Annotated in this window: 30 protein-coding genes and 1 pseudogene; 5 read left to right on the top strand and 26 right to left on the bottom strand. The window is 45.0% G+C overall.

Going from position 1 to position 26,142, the window contains the following annotated elements; translation table 11 throughout:
* Window positions 1–27 precede the first annotated feature (27 nt).
* The 24 genes from SPHMEL_RS02490 to SPHMEL_RS02375 all read right to left on the bottom strand — a co-directional run bounded on the left by SPHMEL_RS02490 (window position 28) and on the right by SPHMEL_RS02375 (window position 21,045).
* Window positions 28–1,575, bottom strand: coding sequence for an extracellular solute-binding protein (locus tag SPHMEL_RS02490; protein WP_042667184.1), 1,548 nt, complete (start codon window positions 1,573–1,575; stop codon window positions 28–30).
* Between the two features lie 118 nt (window positions 1,576–1,693).
* The gene (locus SPHMEL_RS07045) at window positions 1,694–4,120 is read right to left on the bottom strand and encodes a glycosyl hydrolase 53 family protein (RefSeq protein WP_051400983.1); all 2,427 of its coding nucleotides are present in this window, start codon (window positions 4,118–4,120) and stop codon (window positions 1,694–1,696) included.
* 273 nt (window positions 4,121–4,393) lie between these two features.
* Window positions 4,394–5,389, bottom strand: a complete 996-nt coding sequence (locus tag SPHMEL_RS02480) for a complex I subunit 1 family protein (RefSeq protein ID WP_042667183.1) — start codon at window positions 5,387–5,389, stop codon at window positions 4,394–4,396.
* 1 nt (window position 5,390) lies between these two features.
* A complete protein-coding gene (locus tag SPHMEL_RS02475) occupies window positions 5,391–5,747 on the bottom strand; it encodes a hypothetical protein (protein WP_042667182.1) in 357 nt (118 codons plus the stop codon).
* Window positions 5,748–5,749: 2 nt separating this feature from the next.
* Window positions 5,750–7,342 carry a proton-conducting transporter transmembrane domain-containing protein gene (locus SPHMEL_RS02470; RefSeq protein ID WP_042667180.1) on the bottom strand — a complete coding sequence of 531 codons (1,593 nt, stop codon included), beginning with the start codon at window positions 7,340–7,342 and terminating at the stop codon, window positions 5,750–5,752.
* Window positions 7,343–7,354: 12 nt separating this feature from the next.
* Entirely contained in the window at window positions 7,355–7,870 is a 516-nt protein-coding gene (locus SPHMEL_RS02465; protein WP_042667179.1) for a Na+/H+ antiporter subunit E, read from the bottom strand.
* Entirely contained in the window at window positions 7,867–8,271 is a 405-nt protein-coding gene (locus tag SPHMEL_RS02460; RefSeq protein WP_012608079.1) for a Na+/H+ antiporter subunit C, read from the bottom strand. The genes SPHMEL_RS02465 and SPHMEL_RS02460 overlap by 4 nt, the downstream gene beginning before the upstream one ends.
* Window positions 8,264–9,085, bottom strand: a complete 822-nt coding sequence (locus tag SPHMEL_RS02455; protein ID WP_042667177.1) for a Na(+)/H(+) antiporter subunit B — start codon at window positions 9,083–9,085, stop codon at window positions 8,264–8,266. The genes SPHMEL_RS02460 and SPHMEL_RS02455 overlap by 8 nt, the downstream gene beginning before the upstream one ends.
* Entirely contained in the window at window positions 9,082–9,345 is a 264-nt protein-coding gene (locus SPHMEL_RS02450) for a Na(+)/H(+) antiporter subunit B (RefSeq protein WP_012608081.1), read from the bottom strand. The genes SPHMEL_RS02455 and SPHMEL_RS02450 overlap by 4 nt, the downstream gene beginning before the upstream one ends.
* The gene (gene mnhG, locus SPHMEL_RS02445; protein WP_042667175.1) at window positions 9,342–9,734 is read right to left on the bottom strand and encodes a monovalent cation/H(+) antiporter subunit G; all 393 of its coding nucleotides are present in this window, start codon (window positions 9,732–9,734) and stop codon (window positions 9,342–9,344) included. Before mnhG ends, SPHMEL_RS02450 begins: the two co-directional genes overlap by 4 nt.
* A gap of 2 nt (window positions 9,735–9,736) precedes the next feature.
* Entirely contained in the window at window positions 9,737–10,012 is a 276-nt protein-coding gene (locus tag SPHMEL_RS02440; RefSeq protein ID WP_012608083.1) for an MrpF/PhaF family protein, read from the bottom strand.
* Window positions 10,009–10,410 carry a 4Fe-4S binding protein gene (locus SPHMEL_RS02435; protein WP_042667173.1) on the bottom strand — a complete coding sequence of 134 codons (402 nt, stop codon included), beginning with the start codon at window positions 10,408–10,410 and terminating at the stop codon, window positions 10,009–10,011. Before SPHMEL_RS02435 ends, SPHMEL_RS02440 begins: the two co-directional genes overlap by 4 nt.
* Window positions 10,383–11,600, bottom strand: a complete 1,218-nt coding sequence (locus SPHMEL_RS02430; RefSeq protein ID WP_042667171.1) for a hydrogenase large subunit — start codon at window positions 11,598–11,600, stop codon at window positions 10,383–10,385. The genes SPHMEL_RS02435 and SPHMEL_RS02430 overlap by 28 nt, the downstream gene beginning before the upstream one ends.
* 4 nt (window positions 11,601–11,604) lie before the next feature.
* The gene (locus SPHMEL_RS02425; protein WP_042667170.1) at window positions 11,605–12,054 is read right to left on the bottom strand and encodes an NADH-quinone oxidoreductase subunit C; all 450 of its coding nucleotides are present in this window, start codon (window positions 12,052–12,054) and stop codon (window positions 11,605–11,607) included.
* Window positions 12,032–12,514 carry an NADH-quinone oxidoreductase subunit B family protein gene (locus SPHMEL_RS02420; protein WP_012608087.1) on the bottom strand — a complete coding sequence of 161 codons (483 nt, stop codon included), beginning with the start codon at window positions 12,512–12,514 and terminating at the stop codon, window positions 12,032–12,034. The genes SPHMEL_RS02425 and SPHMEL_RS02420 overlap by 23 nt, the downstream gene beginning before the upstream one ends.
* Window positions 12,515–12,579: 65 nt before the next feature.
* Window positions 12,580–14,877, bottom strand: a complete 2,298-nt coding sequence (hypF, locus tag SPHMEL_RS02415; RefSeq protein WP_042667168.1) for a carbamoyltransferase HypF — start codon at window positions 14,875–14,877, stop codon at window positions 12,580–12,582.
* Window positions 14,878–14,901: 24 nt separating this feature from the next.
* Entirely contained in the window at window positions 14,902–15,126 is a 225-nt protein-coding gene (locus SPHMEL_RS02410) for a HypC/HybG/HupF family hydrogenase formation chaperone (protein WP_012608089.1), read from the bottom strand.
* Between the two features lie 10 nt (window positions 15,127–15,136).
* A complete protein-coding gene (gene hypE / locus SPHMEL_RS02405) occupies window positions 15,137–16,174 on the bottom strand; it encodes a hydrogenase expression/formation protein HypE (protein ID WP_042667167.1) in 1,038 nt (345 codons plus the stop codon).
* 50 nt (window positions 16,175–16,224) lie between these two features.
* Complete coding sequence (locus SPHMEL_RS02400) at window positions 16,225–17,778, bottom strand: dihydropteroate synthase-like protein (RefSeq protein WP_042667166.1); 1,554 nt, start codon at window positions 17,776–17,778, stop codon at window positions 16,225–16,227.
* A 9-nt stretch (window positions 17,779–17,787) separates the two neighbouring features.
* Window positions 17,788–18,501 carry a flavoprotein gene (locus SPHMEL_RS02395; protein ID WP_042667164.1) on the bottom strand — a complete coding sequence of 238 codons (714 nt, stop codon included), beginning with the start codon at window positions 18,499–18,501 and terminating at the stop codon, window positions 17,788–17,790.
* Window positions 18,502–18,513: 12 nt separating this feature from the next.
* Window positions 18,514–18,903: a dihydroneopterin aldolase family protein gene (locus SPHMEL_RS02390; RefSeq protein ID WP_042667162.1), complete on the bottom strand. Its 390-nt coding sequence runs from the start codon at window positions 18,901–18,903 to the stop codon at window positions 18,514–18,516.
* Complete coding sequence (locus SPHMEL_RS02385) at window positions 18,896–19,591, bottom strand: 6-hydroxymethylpterin diphosphokinase MptE-like protein (RefSeq protein WP_232216725.1); 696 nt, start codon at window positions 19,589–19,591, stop codon at window positions 18,896–18,898. Before SPHMEL_RS02385 ends, SPHMEL_RS02390 begins: the two co-directional genes overlap by 8 nt.
* 49 nt (window positions 19,592–19,640) lie before the next feature.
* Window positions 19,641–20,513 carry a GTP cyclohydrolase, FolE2/MptA family gene (locus SPHMEL_RS02380; RefSeq protein WP_042667159.1) on the bottom strand — a complete coding sequence of 291 codons (873 nt, stop codon included), beginning with the start codon at window positions 20,511–20,513 and terminating at the stop codon, window positions 19,641–19,643.
* Window positions 20,500–21,045, bottom strand: coding sequence for a hypothetical protein (locus tag SPHMEL_RS02375; RefSeq protein WP_042667157.1), 546 nt, complete (start codon window positions 21,043–21,045; stop codon window positions 20,500–20,502). Before SPHMEL_RS02375 ends, SPHMEL_RS02380 begins: the two co-directional genes overlap by 14 nt.
* A gap of 188 nt (window positions 21,046–21,233) precedes the next feature.
* On the opposite strand from SPHMEL_RS02375, the gene SPHMEL_RS02370 reads away from it, so the two are divergent.
* The 5 genes and pseudogenes from SPHMEL_RS02370 to SPHMEL_RS02355 all read left to right on the top strand — a co-directional run bounded on the left by SPHMEL_RS02370 (window position 21,234) and on the right by SPHMEL_RS02355 (window position 23,882).
* Window positions 21,234–21,611 (top strand): class II SORL domain-containing protein, encoded by a 378-nt coding sequence (locus SPHMEL_RS02370; protein WP_012608097.1) that lies wholly within the window; start codon window positions 21,234–21,236, stop codon window positions 21,609–21,611.
* A 5-nt stretch (window positions 21,612–21,616) separates the two neighbouring features.
* Window positions 21,617–21,919 (top strand): hypothetical protein, encoded by a 303-nt coding sequence (locus SPHMEL_RS02365; RefSeq protein ID WP_042667155.1) that lies wholly within the window; start codon window positions 21,617–21,619, stop codon window positions 21,917–21,919.
* A 2-nt stretch (window positions 21,920–21,921) separates the two neighbouring features.
* Window positions 21,922–22,359, top strand: coding sequence for an Lrp/AsnC family transcriptional regulator (locus tag SPHMEL_RS02360; protein ID WP_042667154.1), 438 nt, complete (start codon window positions 21,922–21,924; stop codon window positions 22,357–22,359).
* Window positions 22,360–22,510: 151 nt separating this feature from the next.
* A pseudogene (locus tag SPHMEL_RS07490) lies at window positions 22,511–22,771 on the top strand (DUF438 domain-containing protein); the annotation flags it as partial.
* A gap of 172 nt (window positions 22,772–22,943) precedes the next feature.
* Complete coding sequence (locus tag SPHMEL_RS02355) at window positions 22,944–23,882, top strand: S1C family serine protease (RefSeq protein ID WP_012608101.1); 939 nt, start codon at window positions 22,944–22,946, stop codon at window positions 23,880–23,882.
* Window positions 23,883–24,406: 524 nt separating this feature from the next.
* Here the strand turns inward: SPHMEL_RS02355 and SPHMEL_RS02350 are convergent.
* The gene (locus SPHMEL_RS02350) at window positions 24,407–25,297 is read right to left on the bottom strand and encodes an AEC family transporter (RefSeq protein WP_232216723.1); all 891 of its coding nucleotides are present in this window, start codon (window positions 25,295–25,297) and stop codon (window positions 24,407–24,409) included.
* A gap of 57 nt (window positions 25,298–25,354) precedes the next feature.
* Window positions 25,355–26,098: a PA14 domain-containing protein gene (locus SPHMEL_RS02345; protein WP_232216722.1), complete on the bottom strand. Its 744-nt coding sequence runs from the start codon at window positions 26,096–26,098 to the stop codon at window positions 25,355–25,357.
* Window positions 26,099–26,142 lie beyond the last annotated feature (44 nt).

Raw genomic sequence — 26,142 nt, 5'->3', positions numbered from 1 at the left:
ATCCACCGGTCCTTAATCCCTAAACTATTATTTCTTTATCTTTGCAGATATATCGTTATAGGCGTCACTGAGTGCCTTATCCACCTGAGCGATCGCAGCTTGCACAGCATCATCTGGTGATTTACCAGAGCTTATAGCATCTGAATACGCCTTCCATATTGCTTGGAGATACGTATCGGCTCCCCAGACCTTCTGCATATTCGCGTCCTTCGGCATTGGAACACTTTTTCCTAGCTGTTCATAGAATCCTAGTACTATCTTGTAGAGCGGGTTTGCATTTATGTTTGTCCTCACATAATCAGCTACACTCGGCTTGACTGGGATGTATCCAAGCTCGTTGACAAGTGTTAGAATAGCTTTATCATCTAGGGCGATGTATAATGCAAACAATATACTAGCATATGTTCTCTCCTTACCTCCAGCCGTAGCCATAACCGAGACATATATTGTTCTAAATCCACTCCACGGCTTAGGTATTCTATCATTAATCGATGGTAGTGGAACAACAGTGAAGTTGTTGACACCTAATGTTTCAACAGCGTACTTGACATCCCATGGCCCAGATATATAGAATGGGGTCTTACCCTCGCCAAATAGTCTCCTCTGATAATCGTTGCCGAGGTCGGATACATCCATGTACCGTAGGATGTTGGCCACGAAGAACTTGAGGCCCTCGGCTGTCTCAGGCTTTAAGTAGCCTAGTTCCTTACTCACGTCATCATAGTAGAAACCACCGAACGCTGTGACCCAGGGATTAGTATGGTATTGGCCCGCGATCTGACCGGCTATCCCATATTTACCCTCGCTCGGCTTATAGAACTGCTCCATTAAGGTCTTTAACTCATTGAATGTTGTCGGCGGGTTTGGAACCAGCCCTGTATTCACATAGAGTGCTAATGCCTCACCAGCATATGGGAGGCCATACGTCTTACCCAGATACGTAACAGAGCTCATAGCTGATGGAAGTATGTTCTGAGATATATCGTCAACTGCATCATATCCTATATAATCTTCAAGCGGCACAAGGTACCCGGAATCAGCAAACCAACCAATCCAGTCATGGGCCCAGTTAAACACGTCGGGAGCCTGGCCAACAAGGCTTTCCCTTTGTGATGGTGGAAGCGATGCAGCAGCTATGACCGCGCTTTGAAGCTCACCCATTCCCCCATATCTCTTCTCTACGACATCTATTCCTGGATATTCTTGTTCAAAGGCCCCTATGACTTTAATGAATGAGTCTCTTTCCTCAGGGTTTAATGCATGCCCAAAGTATATCGTCACCTTGACATTACCTGTCTTGACATTCTCAACAAACTTAGCAAACTCCTCAGGTACCCTTATGGTGACATTACCAATTGTTATTGTAGAGCCCACCGGTGTAGTGGTTGTCGTAGTAGTTGTGGTAGTGGTGGTTGTCATAGTTGTTGTGGTGGACGTCTGGGTTGTTGTAGTAGTGGTTGTTGATGGTGGCTGGGCTGGTTGTTGAGTCAATAGGAGTACTCCACCGGCCACCGCTATGATTGCGATGATAACAATTATGATGGCCGAGGTTTTAGTTATAGCTGTTAACGTCATGAGGTATACCCCCTAATAATGCCTATAAGTAAACCAAGGTTATATATTTAATCTTTGTAAAAATCTATGGGTTGTATTTAGAATGCTAAATAAAGAATGTTGAAATACTTATGTAAAATCACTTCCTCTGTAGTCTTAACAAGAAATACCCTACTCCAATACCCAGTGCTAGTGACAGTAATGCTACACCGATCACAGTGTTTACCGTGTAACCGGGATACCCTGTTTGCGTCTCATATATACTCACGGTTTTCTCTGTGGTCGACAGCAGTGTGGTTGTAATGGTCGTAGTTATAGTCTGTGTCACAGTTTCTATTTGTTTTACCTCGGGTGGAATAATCGCTAAGGTGGATTTAGAGGGGTTGAAACCCATTAACCATGTATACTGTTGATCCGCGGTTAATCCATGTGGATATTCCTGGGAGTAAATTAATAAATCATACATCTTCGGCAATACATTCACGAGTAATGCTGACTGTATAAGTGGCTTAGATGATTCATTAGCGTAGGCCACGGGGTCTGAAAGCCATTCTCCACCTCCCGGTGCAAATGACCTTATACGATCAGGGTTTTCACCAGCCCAGCTTGCAACAGCTACAATTATCTTCCAAGACTTCAAGTTTTCCCAGTCCGAGAGCAGATTCAACGGTATCCTTACATCTACATAGTTATCACTCGTGTTTGATGATACCTTGAAGCCCTTGCCCTCCACGAGGACTGTTCCATTGGCATAGTGTAACGAGGATAACTCGCCATCTGGAAGAGGTCCCGAACCCCATCCAGGTGATATAAGTAACGCGTATTGCCATGCATAATCATCTCTGAGCTCTATATTAAGTCCAAAAGTATCCCTCCTATACACCTTGTTAGTCGTTAGCGGATTTGTTGTACGTATATATACTTGAATATACTGTAGGCTAAAGCCATTGGGCCCATTCCAGGGGTTCCCACCTAGGTTCTTAAAGTAGACTCTTACAACTAAGTCCTCGCTCTCCACCTCTAAACTAGCTCTCACAATATCGAATACTCCTGGAGCGTACACGGATGCTGTTGGATAGCCATATGTTCCCGGCCCCTTATCGTCTCCCTCGGGGTCTCCCACATCTATGTACAACCTCTCCAAGACTGTGATCCTGGCTACAACCATTATACTGGTGTTTTCCACGTATCCATTAAGGTAGTATGTGCCAGGTGACTCATATACCGGTATTTCACCCCATTTGATTGCAGCGTTTCTAATTGAGTCATCCGAGTAGACTACCAGAGTGTTCTCCAGTAGAACAGGTTTTGAACCAGCATAGGCTGTTACATTTAATGGTCCGGGATTATATAGCCCTACAGGCTTCACCTCGATGTACTCGGCCTCGTAGATCATTCTGAACACTCTCAGCGATGGTAGGGCCTTCCCATTAAAGTCAAATAAAGCTTGATTTTCCCATGGATTGCCCTCACCAGTCTTCCAGCCTGCACCCGGCACAGGGATCCAGGCTGCACCCCAGTAGAATACACCTAAGGCCTTATCCCCAGCTGATTCATACAGGGCCTCGATTATGTCTCTAATGAGGCTTGCCTGACCTTGTACGCTGGCCCTGTACCCGCCTTTAATCTCCTGATCCCTACTGCTAAATAAATTCGGGTATCCATCGGCATCTTCCAGCGTCCATGGGTATGCTATCTCGGCTAGTATGATCTCCTTGTTAAACCTGGAGGTTAGGGTTGAGGCTATCTGCTTCAGTTTTTCGAGGCTACCATGCCAGTATGTATAGTATGATAACGCTATGACATTATAGTCTACCCCATCATTGGCAAGCCTCTCGAAGAAGTTGACATAGTAGTCTAACTCTCTGTTACCAGATAGATGTATAACGACCTTGATTGAGGGATCTATGTCGCGGATAGCTTTTATAGCAGACTTTAACAGGGTCACGAATTGAGTCCAGTTCTCGACGCGCCCATCGGGCCATAGGAAACCATTGTTTATCTCGTTGCCAACTTGAACCATGTCTGGTAATGCATTATTGTTCTTCATGTATAATAGTGCGTCCCTAGTCCAATTATAAACTGTACTCACTAGTTCATTGAATGAAAGGTTAGCCCATGCCTTTGGCTTATATTGCTTTGAGGGATCCGCCCACCAGTCGCTATAGTGGAAATCAATGAGGAGCTTAAACCCCCTGCTTTTTACTTTAGAGGCGAACTGTGTCATCCTTTCAAGGTCACAGTTTCCACCACCATATGGAACACCATTTTCATCATATGGGTTATTCCAAACCCTCAGTCTAACAGCGTTGACGCCGTTATCAGCAATTATGTCAAGTATATCGCCTTCTCTCCCATCCTCATAATAATATTTTCCACCCAACCCCAGGATCCATGAAACCTCTGAGAGGTCTAGACCCCTGAGGAAATCCCTCGACAACCCCGGGACCGGGTTCACATGTATAGTGCTACTGCTCTGAGCATTTATTATTATCAGGGATAGCAGAGGAGCCAGTAATGAAGCAACTAGGATGAGGGGGCCGACAAGCCTTGGCAACCGATTCAATAATAGTCACCTTTACAAGGTATAATAGTTTGCCTGTTTATATAATTTTAAAAGGTATTTGAGCACTGTACTAATCATTTACCTATGTATTTACTATATCCTACAATGATAATAATATCAAGGGGGAAGTATAATGGCATAGAGCCCCGGTAAATGTACAGTCATATCGCAGATGGCTCCACTAGTCTAAATAGAACAATAGGGTTCGATCCGTGAATCTGCGGGCGAGTATTTGCTCCCAGTAATTACGTTTAAATATTATATTGAAGAGAGCTAGAGGTATACCCATGCGAGTGATAATATTACTGAGATTAACACGGGTATACCTCCGTACTTTAATAATTGCATAAGTGCCTGTTCTAGCCTGTATCTTCCGAAGATATTCTTAATTGTGGCCACTACTAATACTAGCACCAGGTATTTTAGTATCACCATTAGTATACCACCAAGTGTTGAATGCTGGAATGGCGCTGGACCTCCGAGTACTATGTATACTACTGTAAGGATCGACACCGTTAGATCCATGTCATGTAGTAGCGAAGCCAGCGCTAATAGGGGTCCCGAGAACTCTGTTTCAAAACCAGCTATTATCTCCTGCTCGGCCTCAGGAATATTGAATGGCGGATACATGGCTTTAGACTGTAGTGAGATCACTAGAGCTATCAGTGAGAGCAATAATATCAATGCCGCAACAGGGTTAAGCCATAAATCCATGACCCTATGTGAAGTCATGCTAACGGAGAGGACCAATGGATCCCTATATGTAGCTAGGAAGCAAGGTATGAATAACCCGGTGAAATATACCGGTTCGCTGATCGTTAGAATACTGAGCAACCTGGACACTCCTAGGCTTGTATATGGTCCAGGCATCGAGAGCGATGCAAGCACTATCATTAGAATCGGCATGACACTGGCCATGTAGAAGAATACCAGGTAATCTAGTGGACCCCGAATATTGAGGACTCCGATTGGTAGCAACACTATTGCACCGGTAATACAAGCTATGCCGATTAATAGGGTTAGCTCGGCTACTCTCTGCATGCTATACCTGGATCTAACCACCTCCTTAACTCTTAGAAGCTTCCAGAAATCCATGAATGGCTGGAGCACACCATAGGGTCCTATGTATGAGGGACCCATTCTCTTCTGATACCTGGCACTTATCTTTCTAACTAGGTACTGTGTGAACAGGGATAGTGTGAATATGAAAAGGAACCCGGGGAATACCAGTGTTGAGAACAGGAATAAGGCTACCTGGCTCACATCCATGCTACCACCCTGCAAGCATTAATATTAAAACAAGTATCGCGATTAACACGAGGAGCCCCAGCCATGAAGCTATGAAGTTGAACCAGTCGTGGAGGCTCCCTGTGTGAACACTCTCGGTCAACACCTTATACAGGTTTTTCGCGAATCTCTTCATGAATCCATAATATAGACTGCCCACACCAGGTGATAGGTTGCTTACAACATTTTCTCCTTCACCGGATAAGTAGAGCTCTGTTGTCCTCACCGACCTCGACTTTAATAGATAGTATAATGTAGCTGCTACAAGTAGTGTTAGCCCGCTTCCAGCTAGAATAATTAATGCTGTAATGGATGGATCCATTACTACCTCGATTATCAAGTCTACCCACCTCCTAAGATCCTTAGTATTTCATGATACGCTTTCAAAGAATAATCATATACCCCTACACGGGTTGTAATAGCCTCCGAAGCCTTCATGAATATGTTTTCCATGAATGGGAACAGGAGGCCCAGGATCACCAGTGTGATCGCCATGATAAAAATTATTACCTCAGCTGTTCCCGCATTGGTTTTCTCCCTTTCCCTGCCAATGCTGAATATAACCGAGTATATGGCCTTGAAGTACCCCGGTAGGGAGAGAGCTGATATCACTATTATCATTACGCCTCCAAGTATGAAGCCTGAATAGGTGTAGCCATAGTATATTAGTAGCTTAGAGTAGAAGCCTAAGAACGGCAGTAGCCCTGCGAGACTAAGGAACCCGGTTAACCATGCAAAGCTGGCGATCGGATAACTTCTACCAATTCCTCTTAATTCATCCAGGTCCCTGGAGCCAGCGGCATCGATGAATACCCCGCTTGCCATGAAGAGCATCGTCTTCGCTATACCATGTGAGATCATGTGGGCTATGGCGCCTGCCATGGCTATCTTTACAGCTTCCCCAACACCTGAGAGGAAGCCTATTGATAATCCTATATATATTATCCCAATATGACTAATGGTACTATATGCGAGCAGCCTCTTCACATCCTTCTGCATCATCATCATTAATGCCCCGATTAATCCGCTTAGAGAACCCAGGATAAATAATGTAGCCAGTACGATCGCCCTGAACTCAGCAAGGTAGCTACCAGAACCGAATATAGTGTAGAGGAACCTCATTACAGCATATACTCCCACGTTTACAAGAACACCGGATAAAGCTGCCGAGACAGGTGTAGGGGCTTCCGGATGTGCGTCAGGTAGCCAGAAGTGTGAGGGGAATAATGCTGACTTGTAAGTGAAGACCCATAGCGAGAAGGCTACAGCTATTAAGCCAGCGTATTTCACTGCCTCCCCTGCACCACTATATTGTCGTGCAATCAGTGATAATAATCCCATGTTCAACGAGCCATGGGTCACGTAAATTATTATTAATGCAGCAAAGTAAAGATTCGTGGCTACGGCACCGATTAACGCGTATTTCGCTGCTGCCTCAACAGCCTCAGCCCTATTCTTATGGTAGGCCACTAATCCGTAGGCAGATACGCTGAGAACCTCGAGCATTACGAAGAGGTTGAATGCATCGCCTGTGTAAACGCATCCAAGCATACCTATCTCTAACCCTGTGAGGAGTACATAGTACCATATAGGTTCATCAAGGTGGCGGCCATACCATGTAGAGTACACAACCACGGCAAGCATCGCTAATGCGATGTATGCACCAATCAACACGTTTAACTCATCTATCTCGTAGACTATACCGAAGTGTGGGGGCCATCCACCAAATGGGTATAGGATCACCTCTCCACTAGTATATACACTAATGAGGATTATTAGAGACGAAAAAACAGCTATCAGCGACCCCAATAAGGTTAGGATCCTCGGGGCATCCCTACTACCCGTGAGCTTCTCGAGTAAAGGTATGAGGAACGCTATGAGTGCAAGCAATGGGACTGTTAACCCAGCTAGTTTAAATGCTAGTTGATCCAGCATGATCTACACCTCTCACTCGAATATTTTACGGGAATACTTTTCGAAAACAAAAGATATCTCATTCCTGGCCCCGCTGGGTTCCACGGTTTTAGCATCAATCCAGTGAACATAGAATGCTTTCTCATCTTCTCTCACCTCTACAACAACCGTGCCCGGGGTATTGGTTATCGAGTTGGCTATGGCGGTTATAGCGTAGTCTGAGTCGACCTCGTATGGAACCTTGACTATAGCTGGGTTAACAGGGGTTCTTGGATGAAGTATCCTCTTTATTACATCTAGATGAGCCTTTGTCTCATCTATAGTGAAGTATCTTAACGCGTAGACGATTAACCAGATCCATCTAACTGGATTAATTACTTTACCAGGATTAGTCAGGGTTATATTTGCGAATAATGCCCCTACAATACCTGCCACTACGGCACCTGTTATTAAATCGTATGGCTGTATGCTCCCTGAGAACACTATATATGTAGTAAATGAAAGCATGAATACTACTACTGCCTTACCGAGCTTCTTCACTATGATCACCCTCTGAGCCTCCTTATCTCCCTCATGTCGAGAGTATGATAGTGTTTGTATAACTGGTAACCAAGAAATATAAGGAACAAAGTGACGGCAAGCCCTATCACCACAGCCGTCAGCACAAGTGCCTGTGGTAACGGGTCCACAGCACTATTAATGAACTCTGAAATAGCTCCAGGGGTAGGCGGCTTAATTAATACTGGTGGACGTGGGTTGATTCCGTTGATCCATCTCCTGTATCCAACGTATATTGCGAAGACATTGATCGTATCAGAGAATATGGTTAACGCGATCACCTTCTTAATATAATGGGGCTTAAAGAATAAGCCGTATATGGATAATACAAAGTTGAATATTAGTGAGAACAAGGTAAGTGAGAACAAGTAGTTTACAATAAACTCACTCATGCCTAACCCCCTCCTCAGACCCCGCCTCACTCATTGCTAGAAGCATGAATGCTATTGTAAACCCGGCTGTCACAGCTAAGAACTCGAATAGATTGAAAAACCATAGCGTCCCGCTTATTAATGCGCTATTCACCTCCCAGGGAAAGCTTAATCCTGCAAATGGTTTAGCCATGTTCTGGAATACATATGCGTTCTTACCGAGAATTAATCCAGCGAAGAATAACGCTACAGCTGTTAAACCTATGCCGGTTAAACCGATGCTCCTTAATATAAGCATTCTATCCTTGCTGACACCGTGCTCCACTAGGAACACTATGGAGAACACTACGATGGCAACCATGAATGCGACAGCCGCTGTGGCCCCACCCTGGAAGCCTCCACCAGGCGTTAAATGACCATGTAGCCCGATTGATGCTCCAACAGTTATAATCATCGGGAGTGTCAGCCTCGAAACAGTTTTAACTATCTTGGAGAGACCGAGCTCTCCACCAGTTGGCAACTTATATGATACACCCCTGGCTAACGCGATTCCCGCTATCAGTGCTAGGTAGAATACCGATGTCTCAAATAACGTATCCAGGCCACGGTAGTCCCACACTATTGCTGTAACAGCCTCCGGAGAATTCACAGTGTAGTTGGGTAGCTCCGGGTTATATGTTGTAGCCAAGTAGAATACTGGAAGACACCAGATACCCTGCAAGGGACACTTAAACCATTCACCAGGGACAAACCACTGCCATGATATGCTGGCTAAGAGGCTTAACCCTAGAAGCAGTGTTAGAATTATGGTTAGATGCAGAATACTCCTTCTCACTCTTTCTCACCCCTCTCGGTTTTACCAATCAATATGAGGAGTACACCAGGGATCAATCCAACCGAGACAGGTAGGTATACCAAGACTATGTCAGGAGCCATTAACAGGTAAAAGAGAATAGCGTAGAAAGTACTCTGGATAGCGCTATAGATCACTGCTTTCACGAGATCCTTCTCCATGATTGCAAAATACACGGCTATAGTCGATGCCACACTAGATATAGTCATTAATAAGTATACGGCTAGTTCCGCGCTTATCATTGCGTAGACACCTCCTTTTTCACACACATCCCACTATCTATTGCATCATAAATACAGGGCTCAACCAGTGCGGTCCTAGATCTATGCACGGCACGTGCCAGTGCATGAGAGCCGGCTGGGGCAAGTATGAGGATGGTGAAAGCTGTTACAAACCCGGCTCCAGCCATAAACCACCTGTATACACCCAGCTCAGGCATTACTATAGCTAGTATCGATGCACCTACAATCGGATACACGCCACCCCATATTGTTATAACTGTGGCTGCGTGAAGCCTGAGATAAAAATTCCTGAGTCTATGCATACCTATAGCACCTATGAGTGATGCAATGGCCCCTAGGCATAGTAGTGCTAATCCTACGTATTCGAGAATTATTTCCACGAGAGCCATACTTAACCACCTATCTCACTCTTTTTCTCAAGGTATTTAGCAATGTAGATGTCAAGCGCGTAAATCCATAGTGCTAATGGTATAGCTGTGACAACTAGTATGGCTTCTTTCAGGTAGATAGCCACTATAATCATCAATGTGACTACGGCATAAGTCATGGTATCAATGGCTAGTACTTGGTCCCCTATTGTGGGTCCCTTTACAGCCCTTATGAAGACGAGCATTATTGATATAGTGTATACGAGTATTATTACGGGTGCAACCATATCGATGATCATCCGGGACCACTCTTCTTAAGCGTGGAAAGACTTAGCTCAGATGAATTATGCATAGTGGTATCTGCAAGCCTGTACTCGTTTGTGGAGATATAAGCATTAAATGGGCACACGGTTATACAACGATAACAGTAAACACACTTACCATAGTCTATTAATGGATATATCTTCCTGGGATTGCTCTTCGGTACATCATACCCGCTGGGTATAGGCGTCATCTTTATTGCGTCAGCAGGGCACTCAATAGAACAGAGAGAGCAGCCAGTGCATTTACCTAGATCCGCGTAATGCCTCCCCCTGTAATCGGGCTCCACAGGGGTCGGTTCCTTGGGATACTGTATGGTAGCTGGCTTACTAGCCAGGTTCTTTAATACTAGATCGAGTATCTTCGGCTTCCCCATTTCCCACCACCCAGCTCCTTCAAGGAAACCTTGTACACGATATTCTTCTCCAAGTCCACAACAGTGACTCTCTCCATACATGAAATACATGGGTCGAGAGATGTAAGTATTACAGGAAGATCAGGTATTGTGTGGCCAATATACATGAAACCCGTGTTTATTATATTATTAAAACTGGGAGTCCTTATTTTAACCCTGTAGGGATTCATACCCTTACCATCACTCATGACATAGTATGTCAGCTCACCTCTTTGAGCCTCAACCCTTGTATACGCCTCTCCAGGCGGGAATTTCCTCGGCAGCTTCTTCTCATCCGGTACTGGATTACCGTCGCTGGGTAGTTTCTCCAGGATATACTCTACCATGTTTATGGCTTCAAGGACCTCATCCCATCTAACCATCATTCTAGCCCATGAATCCCCTTCATTCCTGGTTACAACGTCGAATGGAATCTCATTGTATGCATCATACCTGTCACTGGCCCTTGTATCTATCTTTACACCAGAAGCCCTTGCAACAGGGCCAAGTAACCCATGGCTTGTGACATCCACTGGTTTAAGCCTGCCTACATCGATTAGTCTCTTCAAGATTGTTTCGTCTTCCTCGAATACCTTCCTATAGTACTCAACCCTTGGCCTCAGCTCTGAGATAAGCTTTCTCAGTTTATCCCTCTTGACGTCATCTATGTCTCTTCTAACGCCGCCAACCATCATGTAGTCCGCCATAACTCTGGCACCTGTCACGATCTCCTTGGCCTTCATTACTTTTTCACGGTCTAGCATTATGTTCATGAATAGTGCTTCAAAGCCTATGTTTTCAGCCATCACAGCATTTATCAGCATATGGCTGTGTATACGCTCTAGCTCCATCGCCAGGACTCTTAGGTATCTGGCCCTATTATTAGGTGTTACATCTAATATTGCTTCAAGCGCCCTCACATAAGCATTTGCGTGTACCGCATTACATATACCACAGACTCTTCCAATAATAAATATGTCGCGGTAGAAGCTGTTTTTCTCGCAGAGCTTCTCGATACCCCTGTGATTATATCCCGTGTTAATATCTACCTTTACTATTTCCTCCCCATCCGCATAAGCCTTCAATAATACGGGCTCGTGGAGGGCGGGATGTTGGGGTCCTACAGGAATCTCTAGTGTGAATGGGACCTCGATTATCTTTGTTACAGCCATACGTCTACACCCCGCTATCTTTTCTCAGGGGATACCTATCCTGTTCAACTAAATCCTGCGGGATGAAGAAGCCGCGCTTTAAGAATGAATTACCCTTGAAAACCACTCCGAGAAGATCATATGTTTCGCACTCACCTGATAGAGCCCCCGGTAGTAAGTCTATTATGGAGTCTACCACAGGGTTATCGCGGGGTAGATAGGTTCTTATAACAATAGTTTCCTCCTCGGGGAGTAGTACAACATAGTAGTCCAGCCGTATCCTCCCCTCATCCTTCATATCGGTGCCGACTATTGTTGAGAGATAGAAGTTCTCCCTTCCCAGCCTCTCAATAAACTCTGTGAACACCTGTCTCACATGCTCTGATCTAATAGTGAAGAGCCTTCTATTTGGTTTAACAAAGCCTTTCTCAACCACATATTTATCCATGAAGCTAAGCTTTTCCTCCACAGCCATCACCGCTCTCGCCACTCTCAAGCTTCTTAAGGAGCTTCACAATACCATCTAGAATGGCCTCCGGGCGTGGAGGGCATCCCGGGATATACATTGAAACCGGGACAGCCTTATCAGCGCCGGCTAGGACAGGATATGACTTGGAAAACACACCGCCAGTACAGGCACAAGCCCCTACAGCGATAACGAATTTAGGACAGGGCATTTGATCATATAGCCTCTTAAGTCTCTCAGCTGCTTTCTTGGTTACAGCTCCAGTTACCACTAGTATATCTCCATGCCTTATGCTAGGCGCGAGCTTCACGCCGAATCTCTCTGGGTCGTATAATGGGGTGATTGCTGCTAAGACCTCTATATCACATCCATTACAGGCACCAGTGTTGAAGTGCACTAGCCATGGGCTATACCTGATTACCTTGTATTCTCTTCTAGTAGTTTTCCCCTCTACAACCTCATTATCCAAGGCGTAAGCACCCTCGCCATGGTTATAGGATTTATTAACTAGGATAAATAAATCAAGCGGTAGGTTTACCTAATTAAACCAGCTACGATCACCTGCCCGAAGGCTATTCCCTCATCATTAGGCGGTATATTTAATGGTAGTAAAGGCTTCAAGCCCTCTGAAGCAAGCCTATCACGTAGACCCCTGTAAATATACTCGTTTACAGATGCTCCACCAGAGACAACTATGTTGGAGACACTGGAGCCCTTAATAGATGCTGCTATGAGCTCCCCGTAATAGTAGCCAATGCTATATAGGAAGGATGCAGCTAGGTCACATGGTTTCATAGAGCTCCTTTCCTCAAGGATCCTGGATATAACGCCATATACATCCAGCCTCACCAGGTTGCCATCTACTTGGAACCTAACGTCCTCCAGTAGTCTTGGTACGCCATTGAATGCCATGGCTTCAAGCCTTATAGCTGGCTCCCCTTCAAAGCTCCTCTCAATGCCAGGGTCTATTATAGAGGCCACTATATCGATGAGACGCCCGGTGCTGGAAGCCGGGGTGTACCTGCCCCGCTTCACCATGTTGTATACCATGTGCCCCTCTAATATACGGTTGCCATCCCTTAGCCCTAGAACCCTGTCTATTTCCCCTATATCCCATCCTTTTTTAGCGAGGTATCCGTAGAGGAGCCTGAATGGTTTAACGGTGTCTCTATCACTGGTTAATGGGATGTAATCTATGGATGCGACCCTCCTATATACACCGGGTTTATCCATGTCGAACACTAATACCTCTCCACCCCATATCGTTGAATCGTCGCCCCATCCGACACCATCTATTGCCAGCCCGGCAACCACCCCGCTTAAACCTCTATCGACAGCTACGCCAAAGACGTGTGCATAGTGGTGTTGGATCTCGATTATCCCGGCACCATGCCTCCTGGAATACTCTATACCAAGCCTTCTAGAGTGGTATGAAGGGTGTTTATCAACAGCTATGAGAGCCTTCTCTGAGTCAACCCCGTAGTTTCTCACCAGGTATTCTATAGTGTTTACTAGATCGACCTGTGCATTATAGCTCTCAAGATCCCCAATATACTGTGTTAAAACAATCTTGTTTTCAAAGCCTATTCCACCAACATTGTTAAGATCTCCACCGAAAGCTATTACTTCACGCTGTAGTTCAACAGGTATCTTGATCCATGAGGGGGCATAACCCCTAGATCTTCTAAGTAAAACGTACTCGCCGCCTGTTTTACGTATAACACTGTCATCAACCCTATTCACGATATCACGGTCATGCACGAGGAAATAATCCACTATACTGGTCAACCTGTTTTTAGCGCATTCCTCATCACGGCACATGGGTTCCCCTGATACATTGCCGCTGGTCATTATAAGGAATTTATCCTTGGTGTTCATCAATAGTAGAAAGTGCAGGGGCGTGTAAGCTATGAAGACTCCTTCATGGCTTAAACCAGGTGAGACGAGCCTTGACACCGGTGAATCCTCGCGTTTAGGCAGAAGCAGTATTGGCGCCCTCGGCGACTCAAGTATCTCCCTATCCCTCTCATCCATGTAGACAAGTAGTTCTAGAATACTAGTGTCAAGCCCCATTACTGCAAACGGTTTCCTAGGCCTCTTTTTCCTAGTCCTTAATCTATGAACCACCTCGTCATCTGTAGCGAGCGATGCTATATGATACCCTCCTATGCCTTTAACAGCCACTATATACCCTTCATCAATTAATTGAGCCGCCTCTTTAATAGGGTCCCGTGTATTAATAGGGGTGAAATCATTATCGTAGAGAGCGAGCCTGGGGCCGTCCCTAGGGCAACTTATTCCCTGGGCATGATGTCTCCTTACATTCTCTGGGTCATTGTATTCCCTTAGGCATTCATCACAGAGCATGTACTTGGACATACTTGTATTCTCCCTATCATACGGCGACCTATGCATCATCGAGAACCTGGGACCGCACCAGGCGCACGAGTTAAAGGGATACATGTACCTCCTGTTCAAGGGGTCTAGTACTTCTTCGAGGCAGTGTCTGCATACAGCAAGATCGGGCGGTATATTCGACCTAAGAATCCTTGCTTCACTACTCTTTAGAATCGTGAACCCCGTGTAACCTACTGGGATCTCCTCCTCGAAAACAACATCATCGATCAATGCTGGAGGCGGCTTCTCGTATAACAAGGCAGCTAGAAATTCATACAAGTATTCTTCATTGCCCTCAATCCATACCTCGACCTCGCTCCCACCGACATTCCTCACATAACCGTTCAGCTTCATCTGCCTAACAACCCTATCTATGAATGGCCTGAAGCCAACTCCTTGGACTAGCCCTGTAACCACTATTCTTAACGCTTTCATCCAAGACCCCGGTTTCACAGTGTTCTAGATGCCACTGATCTCCGCAAGGAGCCTGAGTGTTTCCTCCGCCTCCTCTCTGCTGATCTTGCTTATGGCTACACCGGCGTGGACGATGACATAGTCGCCTACCTCTACTTTATCCAGCGCCGATATGACCTCGCGGATCACACCACCAATCCTCACCCTTAAAGTCTTCAGCTCATTATTATCCTCAATACCTATGACCTCACCTGGGACGCCTAAACACATAGTACTCCACCTAACATATCCTCGGTAAGTTATATGCTTGAGGGGGAATAATCGTTAAACCCCCAACCTCTGTTAAAGCAACTACCCGACCCCTCAACTCCCTTGATCTAGGCTCGACGACTTCCCCTATGATATATGGGTTCTCACCGTTTCTACGGAGGGCCTCAACTACTTTATCCGCTACCTCGCTTCTAACGCTTAACACTGCAACACCCTCCGATGCCAGTGTAAGAGGGTCTACCCCAAGCATCTCGAGGAACTCTGCCACCTCTTTTCTAACAGGTATCTTCCCCTTGTCAATAATTATTGTTAGGCCGCTGGAACGAGACCACTCATTCAGTATCGCGGCGAGCCCTCCTCTAGTGGGATCCCTAGCCGCGTTTATGTAGTCACGGTACTCCTCGATTACTGGTAAAACAGTTTTAACAAGAGGCTTTACATCGCTTTTAAGCCCGGGTGCATCGTTAAGCATGTCCAGCTGGGCAGCTAATATTGTCGAGCCGTGCTCCGCAATATAGTTTGTAACTATTATTTTATCGCCAGGCTTTATGGAATCAACCACGGGTGGTTTGCCAGAGACCCCTATGGCGAAGCCCGAGATAACTACTCCATCAACGCTTCCCCTTGGCATGACTTTGAAGTCCCCGCCAATCAATGCAACATTGTTTTCAACGAGCGTCTTAACCATCGAGTCCACTATGTCTTCCAATTCCCTTATGGCGAAGCCCTCTTCAACAACTATGTTATCCATGAATGCTACTGGTCGAGCCCCCATCATTACCAGGTCGTTTAATACTCCTGAAGCAACGAGCTCACCTATATTTCCGCCTGGAAAGAACAGTGGTTTCACAGTATATGCATCGCTAGCGAACACTATATATGACTCACCGATCCTAATGTATGAGCCGTCGTCGAGTACGTCTAGACCTGCTCCCCCTGGTGTGCTCCAGAGGTCTCTGGGTACACGTCCGCGTATCAGCTTCTCTATTATATTCCATGACTCGATTCCGCCAGCCCCGTGGAGGGTTGTAATTATTTTATCCTCCATTAATGAAAGCACCTCTAAGACTGCTATATGGGATGTTGAAACCTATATTTTTAAGTATCCTCGAATAAATCCTCTTCTTGAACGTATTCTTTCCCGGTTTTCAACGCTACATATGCCTTGCTTAACTCGTAGCCCAAGTAGAAATAGTGCTCGGGCTTTGAAGCGAGCTGTCTCCCAGTTATCTCTGAAAGTATAGCGTATGGATCATTCCCAATGATAGTGTAGTCGGGCTCTAATTCTCCGAGCCTGTAGTGCTCGACGATGATGTTTCCAGCATCATGATCCACATATATCTTAAAAACGCCTTTTGGATCGATCCCCGGGCTCCTTCTTTCCCTAGCATACAGGATTACACCACGCTGCCTGGTACCAATAGACTTCCTCCGCTTATCCTTCAGTAACAGAAGGTTTATGGATAAATCCTTTGGAGGCCTGGACTCGTTACGCGCTATAAGGCACATGTCGAGGGCTCTTCTAAGCTCCCTGGTGGAGCCACGCGTCTTCACACTAGCCTCAGTTGTCAAATAAGCTTCGACCCCGATTTCAACACCTATCGATGCCAGGATAGCGTTTACGCCAACGCTGTCAGCGTCTATTAGCTCGGTAACGTTTCCAACACCCATTAATAATGGAGTATGAGGGAACAACCGTCTTGCCGCCCTGTATCTCTCTAGGGAGGATGCAAGCCCGCTAAGCGGGGGGTCTAGGACAGGATCCACTATTATCTTTGAGAGCCCTTTCTCCACTGCCAGCTTATATGCCTCTACAAGGCTACCAAGCTTGTCTTCCTCGTGGATGCTGTGATCCGGTATCAAGACAACGCCTTTATCGCTAATGGATGATGCATTATCAAGCATCATTATCTTAGAGTAACTGAGACTCATCAACACATCTGCTCCGGCCTCAGCAGCTTTCAATAGTGCGTTGACATCCTCTACATCAACGCCAATGGGTCTTCCAAGCCTCTTCTTTACTTCTGCAACCACCTCTTCAATGATATCTACTGGTGCGTTATGGGGAAACCCGACTACAACTATATCGGCTCCATCGAGTAAAGCCTTCTCGGATTTCTTGATGATGTCGTCAAGCGTGTATGCATCATGTCCCATGTATACCTCGTGGATGATAATAGGATAAACGGGGTTCACGTAGATTTTATATCTATCCCCTATGGTGAAATAGTATTGTGTACTAGCCTTTTCTCTGAGACCCCTGAGCACCTCTTTATCTCTCTCAGCCCTATAGAGCCTTACCACATCATCTGCCGGCGTCCTGGGTGAGAGTTCAATACCATTGGAGATGGCTTTAATCATTAATGGGATGTCATACATGTACTTCACCCCCTTTACCACCGGTTTACCGATAAGTTCTGATACCCTCGTGAGGTCACCACTAGTGTATCCCGGAACTATAACCAGGTCCACGTTTCCAAGCACATCCATGTGCCTAGGCAGCTCCTTCTCGAGATAAGTATCACTCATCATGGCTGCTACAGGTATTGGTAATTCCACGACTACTAACTCGATCCCGGAAACATTGATCCCCGACGCTATTTTCCTAATAGCATCCCCTGCTAGCCTACCAGTCACCAATGCTATCCTCAATTAATTCACCTAGATGTATTCTAAGATCCTGTCAGGGTGATCTATTATCTCCACGCCCTCTATATCGTTAAGCCTCTTAATGATACCCACGTAGAATGGATGTGGTTTAACCACAACTTCTACATCGAAGTGGATAGCGTTATAGGGGCATATTTTTTGACATATGAAACACTTTGTACACCTTGCAGGGCTAACCCTAACCTTATGCCGAGGGTCAGGTCGTAGAGCCCCTGTTGGACAGTTCTCAGCTGCAATACACTTGTCACACATGGAGCATTTATCCCTATCTATTACAAGGGGCATCACGCTCTTAGACTCGTAGAGATCTACAGGCATGATTAAGACCGGAATATTATTCTTAACCGCATGCATTACCAGGTTGGATACCAGTGAGTCTGCTATCCCGTTAACTATTTTCGAGACAGTGTTCATGGAGGCTGGCGAGACAACCACCAAGTTATATACGCCCCTATATATTCTGCCAGTAGACGGATACCCGGCATCCTCCTCATCCTCGAAGACCACGCCGATAGGATAAGGGCCTTGAAGAATACCTGTTAATTGATCCAGATACCCATACATCGCTAGCACACTTCTACCGGCTCGCGAAACATATGCTGTGACACCTACGCCGCTATCCATGATCTTCGAAATAGCATTAATGCTCTCCTTCAAGAAGGCGCCGGCACCTGTTATGCCCCATGCAACATTCTTCTCCGGCATGAAGCAGCATCCTCAAAGCTCTTCAATATCCTCTATATACGCCAGGTTAAAGTCTAGTTCGGGAATGTATCTAAGCCTGGCTACAACTCTTACATTGTTGTATCTAACCACTATCCTGGCATCTATATGCCTCGTCTTCAGGGTGGTGTAGCTATATGGGTTCCCAGGGCTACTGCTTAGATCCCCTATCCTTATCTCTATCTTAGCATCCTCCTTGAAAGGCTGTGCCTTTACAGCGTTCTCGATGACTTTCCCTATTAACTCTATATCCTCCAGCCTCTTTACAGGTATACCTGTGAACTGGTGTACGATCATCCCTATAGCGATGCCTGCCTCGAATACTGCTCTATCCCTCGACGTGGTTTTACCTGAGAAATACTTTGCAGCTGGATCGCTAGTCAACTCCCTCCCCAATATATTTAAAGGAAACTCCTTTACCCGTTAAGTACTTGAGCATATATGAGGCTACTTCAAGCTTCGCTTTTTTCAACCTCTTATTAAACGGGACGATTTTACCTGGACATATAGAGGGCTCTCCATAGAGGTTGAAGCCTGCTAGATATATCTCTCTAATACCTATAGCGTAAGCTATGAAGGCCGCTCTATCACCATCGGTAAATCCCCCGAAGTTGTACACGTGTGGCCGCGGCTCCACCTGTGTAGAGCCGATTAACGGACCCCTGAACTCCCCGATAAACCTGTTTATCCTATGCATATTATCTCCGTGGGCATGTATCACGGTTATAGAGCCTTGATGCGAAGCCCTGGCTAGGTCATATATGTATCCATCTAGATCAGTGACAACAATATCCGGGTAGATACCATGTGATAGAAGGAGAGAGGTTGATCCATCAGCAGCTATAAGCAGTGCATCTCTAAGTACGTTGGTTTCAACAGCCTTCCTCAGGTCTCTCGCAAGGCTATGACTACATCCGAAAATAAGTGCACGATTTCTACCTTCATAGGCTTCCCTCAACTCATCGTACTCGATTATATTATCACGGTTTTCTAGAAGCCTACTTAATAAATCAGTTGATTCCTGATCCCTATCGAATGAAAGGTTCAGCCTGGACTTTATGTAATTATACAACGGTTTCCACCCGGAGGGATCTATTACCCAGCTCAATTAACCACCCTATTTAAGTCTTATTAATTATCTTAAAGCCAGCGATATCGGTTAACCTGGTTCTAACTATTGATTCAACAACGTACTCGTGTATGGTTTCATAGGATCTTACACTCACATATAATATTCCATCGGGCCCGCTGATTCCATGGTTAGCCACTAGCTCGGCTAGCTTAACTGCTGCAAGCCTGGCAATATCCTCTGTGAACAGCGGCTTCTCATATATCATCTTAACGAATTCGGCCTCCTCAATCCTCTTAAGGTAGTTACGTGGTGTGTAGACAACTGTATTAAGCTTCTCGAAGACCTCTATGGGCTCGATAAGGGTTTTACTGGACTTAATATATGCATTAATCCTTACCTTCTGCATGTGGGTGTAGGGTTCCCCATATATATGTCTAGAGACCGCTCCTGCACATGGACAGGTGGTTAACCCGTAAATGCCTCCACCAGTGTATTCACTCACGCTGCCTCCACGCTCATACCTCACGCCAGCGTATATAAAACCGTTGCTAGAGTACTCCGGTACACCTCCCCGATCCACCGTATGATAGAGCCTCCCCTTAACTGAAACCATGGCTCTCACAGCATACTCGTTTACCTCGAGTAGCCTTATGGCTAGCTGCCTCAGTAAATCCATTGTTAGCTCGGCACCTGGTTTCACAACCCCTGTATAAGCCTTGTATAAACGCGATAAATGAGCCCCCCTAAATGATGCCGGTAAGCTAACCGACACCTTGAATACCGGGATAACCATGTATTCCCTAATCTTCATAATGGGTCCACGAAGCCCTCTTAAGCCAACATTATCCACATCCAACTCGAATGGGGGTTTCTCACTGTGGACATCGGGGATCCCATCGTGGGCCACATCAACCACTTCCACTTACTTGACTACCCTTAACACTCTTGATGAAGTTTGATACCTCATTAACTAGTTCATCTATTCTCTTAGAACCCTCAAGTCTCTTGGATGCTTTAACCCCATTATTCTCCACATATAATAGTAGGGTTGTCGGTGATGCATGGATATCGTAGTATTCGAAGCTACCCTTAGCAATGCTCGAATCACACTCCCTTGTAAACCAGTCGCAAAGTATGACGACATAGTGCGAATTCTTGAATGCAGAGCCGAAGAGCTTGACGAAGGGATACCAGTATGCATCATAACCTCTGCAAGCAGGACACTTGGCGTTATCGAAGTATATTACGTATAATCCATCCTCCCACGGCTTAAAATAATCTCCCTCTATTTGTCTCAAGATCCATTTACCGCTTGAATGATTGAATACATATACTCCATGAGGTGACTCTGGCCCAATGGACTCGACCTCCAACCCCACCCGGCCCTCTATCTTTCTCTCGGGTTTTGAAAGAAGCTTCTTTAGTAGCTCTAAGATCTCTCGGTCATCACTCATTTATACCACCCTGTAAGCAGTGTCAGCACATTTAGATATTGTGAGGGCAAATTAAATAATTAATTTACCTCTGGCTTGTAATCCCAGCTGACCCATGGGTTATCATGGAATATAATTACTTAAAATATATGGCTCACATTATAAACTTTAAAAATCCCTATTTTAATTTATTAGTTTGGGTGGATAATATGACTGGATTAAAAGATCTCATATATACACCTTCATCAGCCAGGGGAGAGGCATTAAGCAAGGTGGAAAGCCACACACCCAGGATAGAGGCTCCTGACTCGGTGAAACCCGGTGAGGTATTCAAGGTAAAAGTTAGTGTTGGACCCCATCCTAACACCGTGGAACACTCTATTAGATGGATGGAATTATACTTTGAGGAAGAGGGCCGAGTATTCAACCCCATCCTAATAGGTAGATATGAGTTCACACCAGTATATAGCGAGCCTGTCGTGGAGGTATACTTGAAGATCCAGAAGCCGGGTAAACTAATCGCTGTTGAGTACTGTAACCTCCATGGATTATGGGAGAATTACAAGGAAATAAAGATATCAGGGTAAGATCCTTGGAGAAAAACCGGTTACTTCATGAAGTAGTTTTTTCCGCTCTCGAGGCATACAATAAAACCAGGTCTCCTGAGGCCACTGCCCGCCTTGTAAGTATTAGTGAAGAAGATGGAATAGTCGTGGTCGAGTTCGAGGGCTCGTTCTGCCTGACATGCGGTGTGAGGGATTGGGTAGAGGACTACGCATATATATTGAGATCTATGGGTTGCGAAGCTAGGTTGATCGAATACAGGGAGACCGGGGATAATGAGTTTAAAAGGCTAGGTATATTTAAGCTAGACTTGTGTAAGCAGGGTGATTAGACTTGCTTGATGAGATTGACACGTTTATAATAAGGGAGTTAATGGAAAACGCTAGAAAACCCTTTAGAGAAATCGCAATGAAGCTAAAGCTAAGTGATGTAGCAGTGATCAAAAGAGTTAGAAAACTGGAGGAAAGAGGTGTGATAAGGAAATATGCGTTAATAGTTAACCCGGCCATCCTGGGATATAATAAGATCAGCTTCACCGGTATAAATGTCAAACCAGATAAATTATTCGAGGTGGCATCGAAACTAAGGGAGAAGGAATATGTTAAATACATTGCATTGACGTCGGGAGACCACGAGCTACTTGCAGTAATATGGGCGAGAGATAGTGAGGAATTAAAGAAAATACATGATGAGATAAAGAATATAGAGGGCGTTATAAACATCTATCCAGCAATACTCACCGACATAATCAAGGCCGATGCATACGTTTAAATCCACCAAATCCACCAGTTACCTTACCTGCATGTTTCTCACTACATTCCATACCTAAAGCAACCAGTTGTCGAATCCTGGCCAGAACCATACCTACTTTATGGGATATCCCATAAAGTAGGATAATGCTGTCTTTGCTGTAAAGGAGTTAAAGGAGAAATATAGGTATGAGCTCTCCCAGGTTTCACCAATTGAGATACCTTTTATAGAGCAGGAACTCCTCAAGGAGGACTTCAGGGTGGATGACATATTAAAACTATGCGATCTCCACGTTGAGTTATTCAGAGAGGTATTAGCTAGTAGGGAGTTGAAGGATGTTCCGAGAGGCTATCCACTGGATCTATTAATCCGGGAAAACCAGGAAATACTGAAGTGGAGTGAGGCACTAGGATTATATGCATCACTCTTGTAACACTCCACCATCCAGCTATAGTGCAAGCACTAAAACCTAATAAACACTCCATTCCCGCCATAAAGGACAAGGACGAGGCTTTCAGTTGTAAAAGCCACGATAGGTGAGAAACACTTAATAAAGAATAAGGTATTTTAATTATTTCACCCTGATTTTATACTAGTGATCTATAATGGATCCCTACGAGTTATCCGTGAAGCTAACTAGAATGGTTGAGGAGATAGAGTCGTCAGTGGTAACCATAGCTACTCAAATATCTTATCCAATTCCATTCTTCTTCAGTCAGGAACAGGCTAGAAGCTATGGATCAGGCTTCATTGTTTCAGAGGGCCTGGTAGTAACTAATGCGCATGTGGTTAGAAATGCATCAGTTATCAAGATAATGTTTAGTGATGGATATATTAGTGAGGCTGAAATAGTAGCCATAGACCCAAGCAGGGACCTAGCTCTCCTAAGGACTGAGAAACATGGTGTACCAATAAGGCTAGGAGACTCTAACATGGTTAAGCCCGGTGAAATAGTATTAGCCATAGGGTCTCCACTAGGATTACCAGGTCCCAGTGTCACACTAGGAGTAATAAGCGCGGTTGGAAGAACTCTTTCAAGTGGTGAAGTAATACTAGAGGACCTCATTCAGACAGATGCCGCAATAAACCCAGGTAATAGCGGAGGGCCACTCGTGAACTTGAATGGAGAGGCTATCGGGGTAGCCACTGCAATAATACCTTATGCACAGGGAATCGGGTTCGCCATACCGGTGAACACGGTGAAGCGTTTCATAGAGATCATTAGAAAATATGGTAGACCGCTGAGAGCATGGATAGGGGTCTACGTAGCACCATTAAACCCAACCACTTCTTCGATATATAGGCTACCAGTAAAGGAAGGATTGTTAGTTGTAAGGGTTGTGCCAGGTATGCCAGCTTATAGAATGGGCATTAGGGAGGGAGATGTAATAGTAGCGGTTAATGGAAAACCAGTGAGGAAAACCAGTGAGTTAAAGGAGACTATAGAGGAGAGCATAGATAATGGCGTTATTCAGCTGGAGATAATTAGAGGAGGCAAGTTATTCAAGATAGAAGTCCCAATAGTTGTTGAGGAACTCGAGTAAGCCGTTTAGAAAGGGGGGTTCAGGGTCTGATATTAAGTTTATGTTGGCTGTGTTGTCCCTTCATCTGGCTTAGGGGTGTTGAGGGGTATTCTGAGACCCTGTATCCCGGGTTTCTTTGGAGGTGTCCTCAGCCCCTCACCTTATTATAATAAACTCTTCACAGCAGCAAACAACACCAACCAATACAAGCCCATATAAAAACCAAAACAACAGCCAAGGGCTCTAAGCAAAAGGATACTATGCTTTTCTAGTTTGTAGGTTTTTAAGGGTTTTGTAGGGCTGGTGAAACTTGTAATTCTGACTACATATAGGTACGTAGATAGTATTTATGAATGTATCGGGGAGTCCCTGAGACCACTAGCCCCGAGCAGTAATTCCGTATAGTGATTTACAACGTGAAGGAACTGGTGGAAAAAGCATACCTGAAGCCGTGGTGAACCAGCCCATGGAGACCTAGAAAGACCATAGGCTGGAAATGGTGTCTAAAAAGCAAATAACGGAGGGCCCTTCTCAGTTCTGGATAATTAAAACAATAAGTTGGTAAAGAGGAGGCATAGAACCACTATTAATGTCAGAATAAATGTGGTGGATGCAACTAATTCAGGCATCCATCCATACTTGCTTGCAATCAGGGTATTTAACACGGCGGGAGGCATCATTGAGACAACAATGGCCTGTGTAACAATACTCCAATCCACTCCAGGTATAAACAATACTATATATGTGACTAATGGTGCAATCATGAACCTATATATAGAGGTGAACGCTATGAACTTAATATTTCCCCGCAGTACATCCACTCTTAGCGGCAGCCTAGCTCCCAGGATCATTGTAGCTGTATAACTTAATGCGTAGGGTGCCCACCACAATGTGTTAATGATGATCTCAGCTAATCCCGGAGGGAACAGGTAGTGTCCAATCAACCCTATGATAAAGCCTAGCAGCGCCGGCATTTCAATGAGCCTTATCAGCGAGGCTTTACCCAGTGCGATGATGTCCGGTGCCACGACATTAAGGACTAGTGTTGCAAGACCATATATGGATGCAACATGTATGGAACCAAATAATGCAAGTGAAACCGGGAAACCGAGGAAGACTGCGTTGGGAAATATAGATGTGATAAGTAATGCATTATAATAGTCTTTACTTCCGTGCCTAACGATAAGTCTTAGGGATGTCATGGAGATAACTAGAAATATTATGAATGAAGCCATCAACCATAAATCATTCACCATGACACCTCTCTCGGTATAGGTCTTTGTGAATGCCAGGGGTATTAGTAAATAGTAGATGAAATCAACAAGCTTTTTCAATATTCTCTCGAAGAGCTCGTCTAATCCCAGGATCCGTTTGAAAACCACCTGTACAAGAATACCTATACCTATTAACAACATTAACATGGGGACCTCATTCAAGCCTGATACCCCTGATAGATCCCTAGTGCGTGTTATTTTTGATGTGAGCAAACAATATTAATGTTGGTTGCCCCCAAGGTATTCAACGATATATTCGTCACCACCAAAGAATACCAGTGGCTCGGAGAACCTGGCGAATACTTTTCCTTCTCTATTATATATGCTTACATAGGCTTCAAGCGGTTGTTCTTTCCACGGTACCTCCACCATGCATATATTCATTAAGGAGACACATGTCTTCTCTGATGATGTATCCTTTAATGGCAGCATCCTCACCACATAGCCGTCGGGTAACCCAGTAATGAATACATGCTCACCGATCGAGAAATAGTATCTATCATCCGGGATTACCTCTACTCTACCCCCTGGTTTCACCCATCCAAGCCTTACCTCGCTGTGTCTAGCCCTGTTATAGTAGAGCAGTATTATCCTTTTGAAACCCTTATTCAACCTTATCTCGGGACTACTATGTATCCGAGACTCCTGGCTGGACCATGTATCAATAAGTGTTTTATCGCCAACGGAGAATATAACACCGTTGTCTGAAACCACGTAGAACCTGTATACTCCGGGTACATCTATCTTAATAAAGCCTTTGAATTCGGCGATAAATTTTTCTGAGGTGATTTTCTCATGCAGCTTCTCAAACCATGTGAAATCTATACGTGGGCTGATCACCTCAGCTAAGGGGTGTAGTCCGTTAAGCCCCTTGGGTGGATTACCATTATCCCAGGCGTAAAATCGTGTCTTGACACCGTTGAGTAAGCCTGGCTTAGCCAGCCTTATTGTGACCAATGACACAGGGTACACCTTTAGAAGCATATCATGTAAATATCTATGTAAGT

This window comes from Desulfurococcus amylolyticus Z-533 (assembly GCF_000513855.1).
Classification (GTDB): Archaea; Thermoproteota; Thermoprotei_A; order Sulfolobales; family Desulfurococcaceae; genus Desulfurococcus; species Desulfurococcus amylolyticus.
This window is presented reverse-complemented; position numbering and strand designations above follow the sequence as displayed.

Bases quoted from the DNA above. Each gene is read 5' to 3' on its own strand.
- SPHMEL_RS02490 (WP_042667184.1), bottom strand. From the start codon at position 1,575: ATGACGTTAACAGCTATAACTAAAACCTCGGCCATCATAATTGTTATC.
- SPHMEL_RS02480 (WP_042667183.1), bottom strand. From the start codon at position 5,389: ATGGATGTGAGCCAGGTAGCCTTATTCCTGTTCTCAACACTGGTATTC.
- SPHMEL_RS02470 (WP_042667180.1), bottom strand. From the start codon at position 7,342: ATGCTGGATCAACTAGCATTTAAACTAGCTGGGTTAACAGTCCCATTG.
- SPHMEL_RS02460 (WP_012608079.1), bottom strand. From the start codon at position 8,271: ATGAGTGAGTTTATTGTAAACTACTTGTTCTCACTTACCTTGTTCTCA.
- SPHMEL_RS02450 (WP_012608081.1), bottom strand. From the start codon at position 9,345: ATGATAAGCGCGGAACTAGCCGTATACTTATTAATGACTATATCTAGT.
- mnhG (WP_042667175.1), bottom strand. From the start codon at position 9,734: ATGGCTCTCGTGGAAATAATTCTCGAATACGTAGGATTAGCACTACTA.
- SPHMEL_RS02440 (WP_012608083.1), bottom strand. From the start codon at position 10,012: ATGATCATCGATATGGTTGCACCCGTAATAATACTCGTATACACTATA.
- SPHMEL_RS02435 (WP_042667173.1), bottom strand. From the start codon at position 10,410: ATGGGGAAGCCGAAGATACTCGATCTAGTATTAAAGAACCTGGCTAGT.
- SPHMEL_RS02430 (WP_042667171.1), bottom strand. From the start codon at position 11,600: ATGGCTGTAACAAAGATAATCGAGGTCCCATTCACACTAGAGATTCCT.
- SPHMEL_RS02425 (WP_042667170.1), bottom strand. From the start codon at position 12,054: ATGGCTGTGGAGGAAAAGCTTAGCTTCATGGATAAATATGTGGTTGAG.
- hypF (WP_042667168.1), bottom strand. From the start codon at position 14,877: ATGAAAGCGTTAAGAATAGTGGTTACAGGGCTAGTCCAAGGAGTTGGC.
- SPHMEL_RS02410 (WP_012608089.1), bottom strand. From the start codon at position 15,126: ATGTGTTTAGGCGTCCCAGGTGAGGTCATAGGTATTGAGGATAATAAT.
- hypE (WP_042667167.1), bottom strand. From the start codon at position 16,174: ATGGAGGATAAAATAATTACAACCCTCCACGGGGCTGGCGGAATCGAG.
- SPHMEL_RS02395 (WP_042667164.1), bottom strand. From the start codon at position 18,501: ATGCCGGAGAAGAATGTTGCATGGGGCATAACAGGTGCCGGCGCCTTC.
- SPHMEL_RS02375 (WP_042667157.1), bottom strand. From the start codon at position 21,045: ATGAGTGATGACCGAGAGATCTTAGAGCTACTAAAGAAGCTTCTTTCA.
- SPHMEL_RS02370 (WP_012608097.1), top strand. From the start codon at position 21,234: ATGACTGGATTAAAAGATCTCATATATACACCTTCATCAGCCAGGGGA.
- SPHMEL_RS02355 (WP_012608101.1), top strand. From the start codon at position 22,944: ATGGATCCCTACGAGTTATCCGTGAAGCTAACTAGAATGGTTGAGGAG.